This is a genomic window from Lonsdalea britannica, from assembly GCF_003515985.1.
In the GTDB taxonomy this organism is placed as follows: Bacteria; Pseudomonadota; Gammaproteobacteria; order Enterobacterales; family Enterobacteriaceae; genus Lonsdalea; species Lonsdalea britannica.
This window is the reverse complement of sequence record NZ_CP023009.1, coordinates 3,572,214-3,584,743: the sequence shown is the minus strand read 5'-3', so window position 1 is coordinate 3,584,743 and position 12,530 is coordinate 3,572,214. Positions and strand designations below refer to the sequence as shown.

General features: G+C 54.5%; 12 protein-coding genes and 2 pseudogenes. 8 read left to right on the top strand and 6 right to left on the bottom strand.

Annotated features, from left to right (window positions below):
- Window positions 1-8: 8 nt before the first annotated feature.
- Together CKQ53_RS16470 and fabG are read right to left on the bottom strand one after the other, a co-directional pair.
- Window positions 9-1,541 carry an APC family permease gene (locus tag CKQ53_RS16470; RefSeq protein ID WP_094117453.1) on the bottom strand — a complete coding sequence of 511 codons (1,533 nt, stop codon included), beginning with the start codon at window positions 1,539-1,541 and terminating at the stop codon, window positions 9-11.
- 15 nt (window positions 1,542-1,556) lie between these two features.
- Window positions 1,557-2,330 (bottom strand): 3-oxoacyl-ACP reductase FabG, encoded by a 774-nt coding sequence (fabG, locus tag CKQ53_RS16465; protein ID WP_094117454.1) that lies wholly within the window; start codon window positions 2,328-2,330, stop codon window positions 1,557-1,559.
- 459 nt (window positions 2,331-2,789) lie between these two features.
- On the opposite strand from fabG, the gene CKQ53_RS16460 reads away from it, so the two are divergent.
- The 3 genes from CKQ53_RS16460 to CKQ53_RS16450 all read left to right on the top strand — a co-directional run bounded on the left by CKQ53_RS16460 (window position 2,790) and on the right by CKQ53_RS16450 (window position 6,029).
- The gene (locus CKQ53_RS16460; RefSeq protein WP_094117455.1) at window positions 2,790-3,818 is read left to right on the top strand and encodes a phosphotransferase enzyme family protein; all 1,029 of its coding nucleotides are present in this window, start codon (window positions 2,790-2,792) and stop codon (window positions 3,816-3,818) included.
- Window positions 3,815-5,158, top strand: a complete 1,344-nt coding sequence (locus CKQ53_RS16455; RefSeq protein WP_094117456.1) for an aspartate aminotransferase family protein — start codon at window positions 3,815-3,817, stop codon at window positions 5,156-5,158. The genes CKQ53_RS16460 and CKQ53_RS16455 overlap by 4 nt, the downstream gene beginning before the upstream one ends.
- A 106-nt stretch (window positions 5,159-5,264) precedes the next feature.
- Window positions 5,265-6,029, top strand: a complete 765-nt coding sequence (locus CKQ53_RS16450) for a DeoR/GlpR family DNA-binding transcription regulator (protein WP_094117457.1) — start codon at window positions 5,265-5,267, stop codon at window positions 6,027-6,029.
- A 359-nt stretch (window positions 6,030-6,388) separates the two neighbouring features.
- Here the strand turns inward: CKQ53_RS16450 and CKQ53_RS16445 are convergent, their stop codons facing one another.
- The gene (locus CKQ53_RS16445; RefSeq protein WP_085650915.1) at window positions 6,389-7,510 is read right to left on the bottom strand and encodes an NADH:flavin oxidoreductase; all 1,122 of its coding nucleotides are present in this window, start codon (window positions 7,508-7,510) and stop codon (window positions 6,389-6,391) included.
- Between the two features lie 100 nt (window positions 7,511-7,610).
- Between CKQ53_RS16445 and CKQ53_RS16440 the strand changes: the two genes are divergently transcribed.
- Window positions 7,611-7,988, top strand: a complete 378-nt coding sequence (locus CKQ53_RS16440; RefSeq protein ID WP_244200969.1) for a winged helix-turn-helix transcriptional regulator — start codon at window positions 7,611-7,613, stop codon at window positions 7,986-7,988.
- A gap of 138 nt (window positions 7,989-8,126) precedes the next feature.
- Here the strand turns inward: CKQ53_RS16440 and CKQ53_RS16435 are convergent, their stop codons facing one another.
- Both CKQ53_RS16435 and CKQ53_RS16430 read right to left on the bottom strand, forming a co-directional pair.
- Window positions 8,127-8,315 carry a YjfB family protein gene (locus CKQ53_RS16435; protein ID WP_085650913.1) on the bottom strand — a complete coding sequence of 63 codons (189 nt, stop codon included), beginning with the start codon at window positions 8,313-8,315 and terminating at the stop codon, window positions 8,127-8,129.
- Between the two features lie 381 nt (window positions 8,316-8,696).
- Entirely contained in the window at window positions 8,697-9,098 is a 402-nt protein-coding gene (locus tag CKQ53_RS16430; protein WP_094117458.1) for a RidA family protein, read from the bottom strand.
- Window positions 9,099-9,243: 145 nt separating this feature from the next.
- Between CKQ53_RS16430 and CKQ53_RS16425 the strand changes: the two genes are divergently transcribed.
- Together CKQ53_RS16425 and CKQ53_RS18855 are read left to right on the top strand one after the other, a co-directional pair.
- Window positions 9,244-9,846 carry a TetR/AcrR family transcriptional regulator gene (locus tag CKQ53_RS16425; protein WP_085650911.1) on the top strand — a complete coding sequence of 201 codons (603 nt, stop codon included), beginning with the start codon at window positions 9,244-9,246 and terminating at the stop codon, window positions 9,844-9,846.
- A 13-nt stretch (window positions 9,847-9,859) separates the two neighbouring features.
- Window positions 9,860-10,205: pseudogene (locus CKQ53_RS18855) on the top strand (DDE-type integrase/transposase/recombinase); the annotation flags it as partial.
- A 224-nt stretch (window positions 10,206-10,429) separates the two neighbouring features.
- On the opposite strand, the gene CKQ53_RS16415 reads toward CKQ53_RS18855, so the two are convergent.
- Window positions 10,430-11,368, bottom strand: coding sequence for a LysR family transcriptional regulator (locus CKQ53_RS16415; RefSeq protein WP_094117459.1), 939 nt, complete (start codon window positions 11,366-11,368; stop codon window positions 10,430-10,432).
- A 104-nt stretch (window positions 11,369-11,472) separates the two neighbouring features.
- On the opposite strand from CKQ53_RS16415, the gene CKQ53_RS16410 reads away from it, so the two are divergent.
- Together CKQ53_RS16410 and CKQ53_RS19050 are read left to right on the top strand one after the other, a co-directional pair.
- Window positions 11,473-11,931 (top strand): DMT family transporter, encoded by a 459-nt coding sequence (locus CKQ53_RS16410; RefSeq protein ID WP_094117460.1) that lies wholly within the window; start codon window positions 11,473-11,475, stop codon window positions 11,929-11,931.
- A gap of 4 nt (window positions 11,932-11,935) precedes the next feature.
- Window positions 11,936-12,414, top strand: a pseudogene (locus CKQ53_RS19050) (DMT family transporter).
- The last annotated feature ends 116 nt before the right edge of the window (window positions 12,415-12,530 follow it).

Sequence of the window (12,530 nt, the reverse complement as noted above, 5' to 3'; positions counted from 1 at the left end):
CCGGCCCTCTATTTTTCGTCATTCAACACGATGCGGCCAATCACCTGGAATTTTTGACGATCAAAAAGCTTAAACCAGGTGGCGATGGCGGCACCGACGACAAAGCTGGCTAGCACAATCCACGGAATCGCTTTGTAGAACAGTGAATTGGCTGACGCGCCGGCCGCGAAATCCATATTGGCGAACAGCAGATAGACGACGTAAAGCATGCCAATCCCGCCCAGTAACGGCGCCAGAAAGGTTTTAAACCAGTGGCCGTTCTTGCGGTTTTCCGCATGCGCGTGGAAGTAGAAGATGACGGCGAAGGCGCACAACGCTTGAACGATCATGATCCCCATCGTGCCGAGTATCGCCAGCAGCGTGTAGATATCCGCATAGGGATCTTTCCCCGCCATAAGGAACAGGAGAACGATGGCGCTGGCGATCAGCGTTTGCACCGTCGACGCGACATGAGGCGAGCCATGTTTGGGGTGGGTCAGGCCCAGCGTGTTGCCTGAACGTGGGAACAGATTCTCCCGTCCGAGCGCATAGAGGTAGCGCGCGGCGCAGTTGTGGAAGGCCATCCCGCAGGCGAAGGAGCCGGTGATCACCAGAATTTTGAACACGGAAACCGCCCACTCGCCCAGGTATTGGCGCGCCGGGCCATAGAAAATTTCAGCCGCTTGATTCGGGTCTTGCGCCAGCGCGATGGCTTTCTCCGGGCCTGTCCCGGCAATCGCCATCCAGGAAATAAACACATAGAACAGGCCGATGCCAATCACGGCCAGCAGTGTCGCCAGCGGAATGATTTTCTTCGGATTCCGCGACTCTTCGCCATACATGGCGGAGGATTCAAACCCGACCCAAGACCAGAAGGCGAAGAACAGGCCGATACCGGCGTTCGCCCCCGATACGCCCAGCGCGGGCGTAAACGCCTTCAATGGGTTGATCGACTCAGGAACAAAGCCCTGCGGCCCGCCGCCGTGTAACAGCACCGCGCCCGCCACGACGGTAAGGATGATAATTTCCAGCACCAGACAGACGCCCAGCATTTTCGACGTGAGCGAGATATCGAAGTAGCTGAGGACGCCGTTCGCCACCAGCATGCCCAGCGCGAAGACGATCCAGTGCACCTGTATCCCGGACAGCCCGTGGACCAAGTCTTCGCAGAAGAATGCGAAAATGCCGACCAGCGCCGCTTCAAACACGATATAGGTGAGCGTCACCGCGACCCCGGCGGCCATACCGATGACGCGTCCCAGCCCGTGAGAGATGAAGCCATAAAACGCGCCGGTGGCCGTGATGTACTTCGCCATCTGCGCATAACCGACGGCGAACAGCGCCAGAATGATCGTCGCGACCAGAAATCCCGCGGGTGCGTACTGTCCGTTACCGCTCCCCACCGCGATGGGGACATTCCCCAGCATCGCCGTGATGGGCGCGGCAGTGGCGACGGTCATAAACAAGACGCCGGTCAGTCCGACGGCGTTGGGGCGCAGGCGCCGGATCGGCGGGGTACCCGCGTCATTCCCGGCCAGGTGAGTCATTATTTGATTACTCATGCGATGACCACTCCGTCAGGAAATGCAGGATAAGGATTCGGGAAGAATCTGGCCGCCGTCCACAATCAGCGTTTGCCCGGTGATATACCCGGACGCCTGAGAGGCAAAAAACAGCGCGGCGGCGGCAATGTCGTCAACGCTGCCGAGGCGATTCAGGGGGACGGACTTCGCCATCGCGGCAATATAGTCATCTCCCATGTCGGCCAACCCTTCCGTCACGATGTTGCCAGGGAGGATGGCATTGATGGTCACGCGATCTTTCGCCAGCTCTAACGCGGCGGTGCGCATGAAACCCAACTGGGACGCCTTGCTGGAGGCATAGTGCGCCCAGCCCGGATAACCGGTGACGGGGCCGGTGATGGAGGAGGTCAAAATGATGCGACCGTGGCCGGCGGTCTTGAGCCACGGCATGGCGGCCTGCACGCACAAAAAAGTGCCTTTACTGTTCACCGCATGCACTTCATCCCACTGCGCTTCCGTCATTTCGCTGAGCGGCGCGGAAGGGAAAATGCCCGCGTTGCAACACAGCACGTCCAGCCCGCCAAAGTGCTCCGCGCACTGGGCAACGGTCTCTTTCACCTGTAGCGCCACGCTCACATCACAGAGATAGCCCGTCAGGTTCACGCCTGTGGCGCTGGCATGCTGGAGGGCGGACTCCAGCTTGGCCGCATTTCTTGCGGTGATCGCCACATGGGCCCCCTGACGAGCAAAATTCAGCGCCAGCCCCAGCCCAATGCCGCTGCTGCCACCGGTAATCAGTACGTTCTTGCCGCGTATATCGTCGAACATGTGGGTCTCCTTGCTTACGTCAGACCGGGCTGTGTAGGGAATCATCGCTCCGCCGCTTTTCACAGATGCCGCCGGGAAACGATTGCCAATGTCGATAAAGAATAATCACGTAAATGTTGAATGATCAACATTATTTGCTGGGTTTTCGCAAGGTTTAATCTGCGACTTAATGGTGAGCTGTTTTGGTGCGATAAGGGGATTTTTATATTGTTGATTATATTTATTTTATCGGGTTTTTCTGGCTGCGGTTTATACGCAATAGCCGATAATATACAAAACATGCCCCATTGCGGGGCGTCTGATCTTATTAGTGATCATATTTTCTATTAAGCCATTAATATAAAAGGTTATATTTGGAGTGGTTGTATTGGATGATAACTATTTTTGTCGTTGTTCTTGCATAAAATCCAGCTTCAACATAAAAATGTTGTACTTCTGTCAGTTGTTGGATGTTCACTAATGCTTTATGACGAAACGTATATAGAGACTATCAGCCGGTTACTGCGCGCAGAATTGCCTCGATGGGGCGTCAGTGAAGGTTCTGATCTCGCGCTGCTGACCTTTTCCGAAAATGCCACTTTTCTGGTGACGGATGCGATCACCAGTCACCGCTTGGTTTTGCGTGTGCATCGGCCCAATTATTGCGACCACGCTGAAATTGTGTCCGAGCTCGACTGGCTGCTGGCTCTGAAAAGCAGCGGGGTTATCGACGTGGCGGCGCCGCTTCCACAGTTGGATGGCGAACGCGTGGCGCGGCTGGCGGATGAAACGGCTGAGACCTTTGTGGTGGCGTTTGAGTTTATCGCCGGCGCGGAGCCGGATAGCGCGTGCGATCTGTCTGCGTGGTATCGCCATCTGGGGCAAATTGCGGCCCGCCTGCATCTGCATAGCCTGAGTTGGCAAAGGCCGTCGACCTTCACCCGCAAGGTATGGACGTTTGACACCATTATTGGCCAACAGGCGCTCTGGGGGGACTGGCGCTGCCTGAGTGAATTTGCGCCTGATGATCTCGCCCTGCTGGAAGAGACCGAAACCGTGCTGGAAACGCGGCTAGACGACTATGGGTGCTCACCGAACCGCTTCGGGCTGGTACACAGCGACATGAGACTTGCTAACCTGCTGGTGGACGGCGATAAGATGACGGTTATCGATTTTGATGACTGCGGTATTTGCTGGTTTGGCTGGGACTTCGCGACCGCGGTGAGTTTCATCGAAAACGATCCGCTCTTGGCGGATTACCAGTCGGCATGGGTGGAAGGCTATCGGAGCGTCCGTCCGCTTGACCCTCAGGACGAGGCCATCTTGCCCACGCTGGTCATGCTGCGTCGGCTTCAGTTGAGCGCTTGGATCGCCAGTCATGCCGAAACCCCCACCGCCCGGCAGTTAGCCGCCGATTATCCCGCAGGCACCGTGGCGCTGGCCCGGCAGTATCTGCGTGGACAGACACAACGCGTCGCGCGGAGCGCGCAGCAGGAGCCTTCGCAATGAAAGAGAAAAAACAGATTCTCGGCCTCAATCGCTTCGAGAAAAGCGATGTCGTGACGCTCGATGCGGCGCTGACCGAACAGATTGTTCGTCGCCAACACACGCAGGGCGCTTCGTCGGTATTGTTCTACCAGCAGCCGATTGAAATGGTCAGCGCGCGCGGCGTCTGGATGTTCGATGCGGCGGGCAACAGCTATTTGGATATGTATAACAATGTGCCGAGCGTGGGCCACTGTCATCCGCGCGTGGTGGAAGCTATGTGCCGTCAGGCCGGGTTGCTCAACACCAACACCCGCTATTTGTTCCCGGTGCTGGAGCAGTATTCGGAAGCGCTGCTGGCGACGTTCCCCGCGCCGCTCACCAACGTCATTTTCACCTGCACGGGCAGCGAAAGTAATGATATCGCGCTGCGTATCGCCAGAATGGCGACGGGCAAGCAGGGCATCATCGTGACCGAAACGGCCTATCACGGTAATACCACGGCGGTGATGGAAGTGTCGCCATCCGGGCATAAACGGCCTCAGTTGCCGCCTTATGTCCGCACGGTGCCGGCGCCGGATGCCAATACGTCGCAGCCAGGACAGCCGGTGGCGCAGGTCTTTGCCGATGCGGTGCAAGCGGCCATCGATTCGCTGAATGCGGACGGCTTCGGCTGTGCCGCTTTGCTGGTGGATACCATTTTCTCAAGCGATGGCGTTTACGCCGAGCCCGCGGGGTTCCTCGGTCAGGCCGTCGAGCGCGTTCGGGCAAACGGCGGCGTCTTCATTGCTGATGAGGTACAGCCCGGCTTCGGCCGCACGGGCTCGCATTACTGGTGCTTCCAGCGCCATGACGTGGTGCCGGATATTGTGACGCTCGGCAAGCCGATGGGGAACGGTTTCCCAATGGCCGGGGTTATCACACGACCGGAACTGCTCGACCGATTCAGTCAGCAAACCGAGTATTTCAACACCTTTGGCGGCAACCCGGTGGCCGCGGCCACCGGCCTGTCCGTGTTACAGGTGATTCAGGAAGAAGCGCTGCTGGCCAACGCGGATAGCTGCGGCCACTATCTGCGAGCCGGGCTGCGCAGCCTGTCGAAGCTTCATCCGGCGATAAGCGATGTGCGCGGAGCGGGGTTGTTTAACGCAGTCGAATTCCGGCACCCGGATAGCCAGGAACCGGACATGGCGCTGGCGCGCTGGGTGATCAATGAACTCAAAGAAGAGGGCATTTTGATCGGGGCAGCGGGGGCGTATGGCAACAGCCTGAAAATCCGTCCTCCGCTGTGTTTCAGCACCAGCAATGCCAACTTTTTTATCGATAAATTCTCCGCCGTCATGAGCCGCCGCCGACAGCATTAAAAAAACGGCGGTAATACGTGATAACCGGCGCTTTGCGTTTTTGTTGCCTGACGGCGCCGGATATACTGGCGTTCCGGTGACGTTTTATCAGGAGAGATGACGGTCAATGTCAAAAAGGAAAACAGTACGCCAGCAGAACATACTGAGCGAACTGAGTGAATCGCCCAGTTTGCGTATTGTCGATCTGGCGCGGGCTCATCAGGTTTCAACGGAAACCATCCGGCGCGATTTGGATGAGCTGACCCAACAAGGGTTGTTAAATCGCACCTACGGCGGCGCGGTACGGGCGATGAATACAGAGCCTACCGTCACAGAACGTCATCGCCTGTTTACGGAAGAGCGTGAACACATTGCCCGGGAAGCGATGCAGTATCTGCGCGACGGCAAACTGTTCATGATGGGGTCGGGGGCAACGACCGTGCATGTCGCGCGCCGGATGGCGGTCGATCTCCGCGATATCACCGTCATCACGCACTCATTCGGGGTGGCGACCGTGCTGTCGATGAATCCCACCATTCGGGTCATCGTCGCGCCGGGCGATTACATCGCTTCGGAAGGGGCGATGGTCGGCGGACAAACGCTGAATTTCCTGCACCAGTATTACGCCGACTACGCCATTCTTGGCGCCAGCGGCGTGACCTCTGGCGGGCCAAGCGAAGCCCTGATCGATTGCGGCATTATTTATAACACCATGATCCAACGTTCGAACCAGAGCATGGTCGTGGTGGATCATTCGAAATTCGACATGGCATTTCCTTCCAGCTACGCCACCTGGTCGTCGATCGATCGCGTGATCACCGACAGCACGCCCGCAGATCATCTGCTGACCAGCCTAAAGAAAGGCAACGTGGACGTTTCCGTGTGCCGTTAATGAGGCGAAGGCGGGGGAGCGGTGTCGCCTCTAAAACGCTGGGAAGACAACATAACCGCCAATGCGTAGGTCTATCAAACGAGGGTATTACGCAGGCGAGAAGGTGATAGAGACCCGCGTTTTATCCTTTAGGGAGAACCATGGAGGCGGGTTCATCGGTATGGGAGCCGCGTTACGACGCGTTGAGCGTGTTGCGAATCTGACGCGAGGATTATTGATGTGACGGCGATTTTTGGGAGTTAGCTTCGGTTCAGAGGATAGGCGTACTTGCCCAATAAGAAACGGCCAGCTAAACGCTGACCGTCGGGAAGAGGGCGTTAGCGATACACGCCCGGGCTGGGGGAAAACGGTGTGAGGTGTTAAACCAGCGTCTTCAGCGCCTCGGGGGTGAAATCTTCCAATGCGTCCTGCCGGCCCGTTTTGATTTTGGTGACCCAGTTCGGATCGCTCAACAAAGCGCGGCCGACGGCAATCAAATCAAACTCGTCACGTTCCATCCGCTCAACCAGATTGTCGAGATTATCCGGTTTGGCGCCTTCACCGGCAAAAGCGCTCATGAAGTCGCTCGACAGGCCAACGGAACCGACGCTGATTGTCGCCGCCCCGGTCAGTTTCTTCGCCCAACCGGCAAAGTTTAGTCCTTTTTCCCCGTCTACTTCTGGAAACTCAGGTTCCCAGAACCGCCGCTGTGAACAGTGAAGGATATCGACACCGGCATCCACCAACGGAACCAGCCAGTCCGCCATTTCCTCAGGCGTTGGCGCGAGACGCGCCGCGTAGTCTTGTTGCTTCCACTGACTGACGCGCAGGATGAGAGGGAAGTCAGGCCCGACCGCTTTACGCATAGCCTTCACAATCTCGGCCGCGAAACGGGAGCGCTGTTTCAGCGTCGCGCCGCCGTAGCCGTCCGTGCGCAGGTTGGTCCCCGCCCAGAAAAACTGATCGATCAGATAACCGTGTGCGCCGTGAATTTCCGCGACGTCAAAGCCCAGACGCTTGGCGTCGGCCGCGGCCTGACCGAAGGCGGCGACCGTATCGGCGATATCTTCCTCGCTCATCGCCACACCGCGCGGTTGATCGGGGGCAATCAGGCCGGAAGGACTTTCCACCTCGGCATCCGGCGTCCAGTCCGTCAAAAAGCTGACGGTGGAGCCTGTGTGCCACAGCTGCGGCCCCATTTTTCCGCCTGCGGCATGAACATCGTCGATGACTCGTTTCCAGCCCGCTAAGGCTTTCTCACCGTGGAAAAAGGGGATTTGAGCGTCGTTGCGTGAAGCCGGTCGGTCGATGACCGTGCCTTCAGAAAGAATCAGGCCCACCTCGCCTTCGGCGCGGCGTTGGTAATAGGCCGCGATGTGTTCATCCGGTACGCCGCCGACGGCGAATGAACGGGTCATTGGCGCCATCACGATGCGGTTTTTCAGGGTGAGATTTTTAAAATGAAAAGGCTGAAACAGGACGTCGACTTTGGATGAAGCCATAGTATCTCTCCGGTTAGGTTAGCGCCGTTTATAGTATATTATGTATACCACTCGTCAATCAGGTACCCTGATGCTACCTGGTATCTTTGAGGAAACTTCGATGCTGAAACAAGCGGCAGACTGCTCCCTAACGCCATGCCCCCATCGCCTGCTGCTCGACCAGATAGCGGATAAATGGTCAGTGCTGATCCTTGATTCGCTATGTGAAAAACCGTTGCGTTTTAACGTGCTGAAACGCGAGCTGAGAGGCATCACCCAAAAGTCGCTAACGCAAACTCTCCGGCGGCTGCAACGCAACGGCATCATCACGCGGCGAATTATCACCACGTCACCTATTGCGGTGGAATATGAAATAACCCCGTTAGGCCGCACGCTGAAGGAACCTATCGAGGCGCTGTGCGCATGGACCCGGAATTATCTCCCTCAGGTTGAAGCTGCGCGGCAGGCGTTTGATGAGGGGGAGGGGAGCGCGCAATGATCCTCGGTAAGCGCCGCGTAGGCAGGCGTTAACTCATGAGGGTATCTGTCGCTTGATGCCAGAAAGCAAAAGGCCGCTTCAGTTTCCTAAAGCGGCCTTTTAGTTTTGATTTCGCCGATCAGCCAATCAAAACGCTATTCAGGCGGTGGTATTGATATTACGTCCCACCGCCGGATTCGCAGGTAACTGCGGGATAGAGTTGAGAAGGCTGGCTGCGGTGGACTCTTGGTTATCCAAGGTCTTTTTCAGTAGAGCGGTACTCACCTGGCTACTAAGTTCTTGGCTATCAAGGCTGGTAGCCAGTGAAGCGATTTGCGATACATCCATATTGTTCTCCTATTCAATATAAGAAAAAGGAACGAACTGCGACTTAACTCTAAGCTTAAATTATCATCGGTAATTTGGTCATTAACTTTAAAAGAATAAGACACTCACCTGTATTCAGGGGGATGGCATATACCGCGTTAATGGCGTCGCTAAATCGCGCTTTATTGGATGCGGAAGCCGCACATATTAGGACAGATTTCACCTGCTAACATGATGAATAATAATATGAATAGGTCGTTGTTTTGATCTATGAATTAAACAACGCGCAATGCGTTTTGGTACTGAAGTTGATCTCGCTAAGCGAAAGCATCGTATTCATATTTTGCGCACTTTACGCCTGTTCCGGTGCTAGCGAGCTTTGCACAGAAACATGTCTGGGCGTTATTGCTGACGCGCTGGAATTCGGGCAATCACCTTGATTTCAAAATCGAATCCCGCCAGCCAGTTAACACCTACGGCAGTCCAGTTTGGATAAGGAGGTTGAGGAAAAATAACGTTTTTCACCCGCATAAACGTCGAAAATTGATTATCAGGGTCCGTATGGAAAGTGGTCACGTCCACCAGATCGTCAAATGTACATCCTGCGGCGGCAAGAGTTGCCTTGAGGTTATCGAAAGCAAGCTGTACCTGTGCGGCGTAATCCGGCTCCGGCGTACCGTCCGGGCGGCTGCCGACCTGACCAGAAACAAACAGCATATCGCCTGAGCGCATTGCTGCGGAATAACCGTGTTCTTCATAAAGCGCATGGCGGCCAGCGGGAAAAATGGGTTCAGGTTGGGTCATCGTGTTTCCTTTTTCTTTAATCAGCGTGTCGTGGGCAATGCAAGGCGCGTGTAAGTGATTTAATATACGCGGCGTATATTAAAACTAGCACACATACGGAGCGTATGTAAAATTGCATACGTCACGTATGTGAAAAGGAGATCGCATGGTTGCTAAACGCCGTACTCAAAAAATGGAAGAGAATCGCGTCAAATTAATCGCGGCAGGGCGAAAAGCATTCGCTGACAAGGGGTTTGCCGCCGCATCTATGGATGACCTGACCGCGAGCGTCGGTTTGACTCGTGGGGCGCTATATCACAATTTTGGCGATAAGAAAGGATTGCTGGCCGCAGTTGTCGCGCAGGTTGATGGTGAAATGGCGCAACGCGCGAAAGCGGCTGCGGCCTCTGCCGATGACGATTGGGAGAGACTTTTGGCCGAAGGCATTGCTTATATCCAGATGGCGCTGGATGCAGAAGTGCGCCGCATCGTTCTTCTCGATGGTCCGGCTTTTCTCGGCGACCCCTCACAATGGCCCAGCCAGAACAGCTGCCTGGAGTCCACCCGACAGAGTATTGAAAATATGATAGAACGCGGCGTGCTCAAATCTGTAAACGCGGATGCCGCTGCACATCTGTTAAATAGCGCCGCGATGAACGCCGCACTTTGGATAGCGACGAGCGACGATCCGCAGCAGGCGCTCCCAAAAATGATTGAGGTATTCACGTTACTGGCAAGTGGCTTACGCGATGGTGCTCACGAAAAATAGTGGATACCCCTATCCAAACCTCGTGTGGGGCATGGATTTTGTCTCTGACGCCTTGTTCTACGGGCGTCGGTTGCATCTGCTGACAGTGATTGACCTCCATCCACGCGAATGTTTGGGGATCTGCATGGGTCAGAATCTTCGCTCAAGCGAAGTTGCAGCGATGCTGAACAGCATAGCGCTCAGGCGACCTTCGCCACAGTTACTTGAAAACCGACAATGGTTCTGAATTTGCAGGGAAAATGCTGGATAAATGGGGGTAAGAACGGGCGGTAAGGATTGACTTTTCCCGACCCGGGCCCCCCACAGATAATGCCACGGTGGAGTCTTTTAACGGCAGGCTGCGGCAGGAGTGCCTGAATGAGAACGTCACGCCCGTTGACCGCTCGCATCTGACAGTCAACACAGAAAACAAAAAGCCCGCTTAAGTTTCCCTGCGCGGGCTTTTCTCATTGGAGATTCTCGCGCTGGGACAGTCTCTGTCAGTCACGGGCTAATGAGCCCATGACCTTGATTGAGTCTCATAACAAAGCCAGTCCAGGGAGATAGATTTTACGGCGTTCGATCTGACTGATTGCCCTCAAATTCAGAGAGTTGGATGTTCAGCAGATTTATATTCATACCGTTTTCGGTACGCTGAATCCTCATCAAAAGCGCGTAAGAAAAAATCCAGTAACAGACGCATTTTTTCCGGCATAAAGCGGCGGTGTGGATAGACCGCAAAAATATGATGCTGCGGCAGCAGATAACCGGGGAGCAGGGGCACGAGCCGACCGTCAGCCAGCGCCGGGCCAACGATGAATGTCGGCATCTGAGCGATCCCAGTCCCGGTCAGCAAGGCTTCATACAGTACCTCACTATTGTTTACCTTATAGTTGCCACGGGGGAAGACACGCTCCTGGCCATACGGGCCATCAAAGGTCCAGGCCGCGCCACCACGATAATAAGAATAGAGCAGGCAGTTATGCTTATTTAATTCATCTGGCGTGTTGGGTGTGCCGTACTGGTGAAGATACTGGGGGGAGGCGCAAAGAACGCTGGTACAGGGTGACAAAGGGCGGGCGATAAGGGAAGAGTCACTGAGCTGTCCAATACGAATCCCCATATCGAATCCCTCACCGACTAAATCCACCATCCTGTCGTCCATTGACATATGCAGTTCGATTTGTGGGTTTTGCTGCAGAAACCGCGGAATAAGCGGAGAGATATGTAGCCTGCCGAATACCATCGGAACGGTTATCCGCAACAGACCTTGCGCGGTGTCCTGCATTTTGGATATCGCGTCCTGCCCCTCCTTGACCAGCAAATTAGCGGCCCTGGCATATTCATAATATTTCAGGCCGGCTTCTGTCAGGCTGATTTTACGCGTGGTTCTGTTTAGTAATCTGATACCGAGTTCGTCTTCGAACTGGCTGATTCGTTTACTCACTGCGGACTTAGTGACCGCCAGTTTACGGGCTGCGCTCGAGAAGCTTCCTGTTTCAACCACCGCAATGAAAAACGGAATTGTATCGAAATTATCCATTTTATTGGCAACCACTCGTAAACAATGTGTTTCTTTCGGATTGGCTTATACCTTATCTGATTTTTTTTTAAAATATTACTGAATTGTTCAGGAGTGTTTAAGTTATGCGTACCACTGGCGGTATTCTCTCACTGGCTGTCGGCGCGGGGGTGTTGCTAACCGTAATGATCACGACTAACAGCTACCTTGCGACATGGAATTCACCGCTGATAGCCTCCTGGTTTGCGCATGGTTCGGGCGCTATCGTCGCCTGGCTGTTGCTGTTGGGATTGAGCAGACGCAAAAACGTTTTTGCGCATCCCGGACAGGGTAAAGCGCCGACGTGGAGCTATCTCGGCGGGATCCCCGGGGCCTTCACGGTACTATTGGCGGCCATTGCGGTAAACAGCCCACTAGAACTTGCCGGAACACTGGGACTCATGCTCACGGGGCAGATCATTTTCGGTTTGTTATCGGACCTGCGAGGATGGTTTGGCGTCATCAAGTGCCGCTTTTCTGGGCTGGATCTTCTCTCTCTCTCGCTCATCCTAAGCGGCAGCGCGTTGCTGATAATATATAGATAATCTTATGATAACTTTCATCGTTATTGCTCTGTTTAATGGCGTATGTATCAGCCTGAGTCGCTCCATCAATGGTCGTCTGAGCATGGAGCGTAACGCTTTCTATGCTTCGTTGTGGAACCACATTGTCGGTTTTGTTTTCCTGACCATTATCATTGTCGTTCAGGGAAAGGGCTTCTCCTCTTTTCATTTTGATGCGCCTTTTTATGCGTACTTAGGGGGGCAATGGGGGCGCTGTTTGTGGCGATTAACAGCTTCGTATTGCCACGAGCCGGGTCGACACAGGCGGCATTGATGATTATCAGTGGTCAGATGATTTCCGGTGTGGTGATCGATCAGATTATCCATCCAGCAAATAACGTGTGGCTTGATTTACTCGCGGTAGTGCTCATTATTTCAGGTATTTGGGTATCGAAAATATCATCGGCAAAAAAAAGCGCACAGCCGTTATTGTTTAAGGATAAACATAAAGAGAAAGATCTTTGATGATGCATGCGTCACGGTTTGGATTATTAGGGCGCGTTTCATCTACGCTCAACTTAGGCTGCGTCGATTTATTATCTGCCTGACGCAGTGGTCTATTCGTCTCCCTTCATCATCCT

Bases quoted from the DNA above. Each gene is read 5' to 3' on its own strand.
- CKQ53_RS16430 (WP_094117458.1), bottom strand. From the start codon at position 9,098: ATGACCCAACCTGAACCCATTTTTCCCGCTGGCCGCCATGCGCTTTAT.
- CKQ53_RS16470 (WP_094117453.1), bottom strand. From the start codon at position 1,541: ATGAGTAATCAAATAATGACTCACCTGGCCGGGAATGACGCGGGTACC.
- CKQ53_RS16435 (WP_085650913.1), bottom strand. From the start codon at position 8,315: ATGGATGTATCGCAAATCGCTTCACTGGCTACCAGCCTTGATAGCCAA.
- CKQ53_RS16460 (WP_094117455.1), top strand. From the start codon at position 2,790: ATGCTTTATGACGAAACGTATATAGAGACTATCAGCCGGTTACTGCGC.
- CKQ53_RS16425 (WP_085650911.1), top strand. From the start codon at position 9,244: ATGGTTGCTAAACGCCGTACTCAAAAAATGGAAGAGAATCGCGTCAAA.
- CKQ53_RS16440 (WP_244200969.1), top strand. From the start codon at position 7,611: ATGCTGAAACAAGCGGCAGACTGCTCCCTAACGCCATGCCCCCATCGC.
- CKQ53_RS16450 (WP_094117457.1), top strand. From the start codon at position 5,265: ATGTCAAAAAGGAAAACAGTACGCCAGCAGAACATACTGAGCGAACTG.
- CKQ53_RS16415 (WP_094117459.1), bottom strand. From the start codon at position 11,368: ATGGATAATTTCGATACAATTCCGTTTTTCATTGCGGTGGTTGAAACA.
- CKQ53_RS16445 (WP_085650915.1), bottom strand. From the start codon at position 7,510: ATGGCTTCATCCAAAGTCGACGTCCTGTTTCAGCCTTTTCATTTTAAA.
- CKQ53_RS16410 (WP_094117460.1), top strand. From the start codon at position 11,473: ATGCGTACCACTGGCGGTATTCTCTCACTGGCTGTCGGCGCGGGGGTG.
- CKQ53_RS16455 (WP_094117456.1), top strand. From the start codon at position 3,815: ATGAAAGAGAAAAAACAGATTCTCGGCCTCAATCGCTTCGAGAAAAGC.
- fabG (WP_094117454.1), bottom strand. From the start codon at position 2,330: ATGTTCGACGATATACGCGGCAAGAACGTACTGATTACCGGTGGCAGC.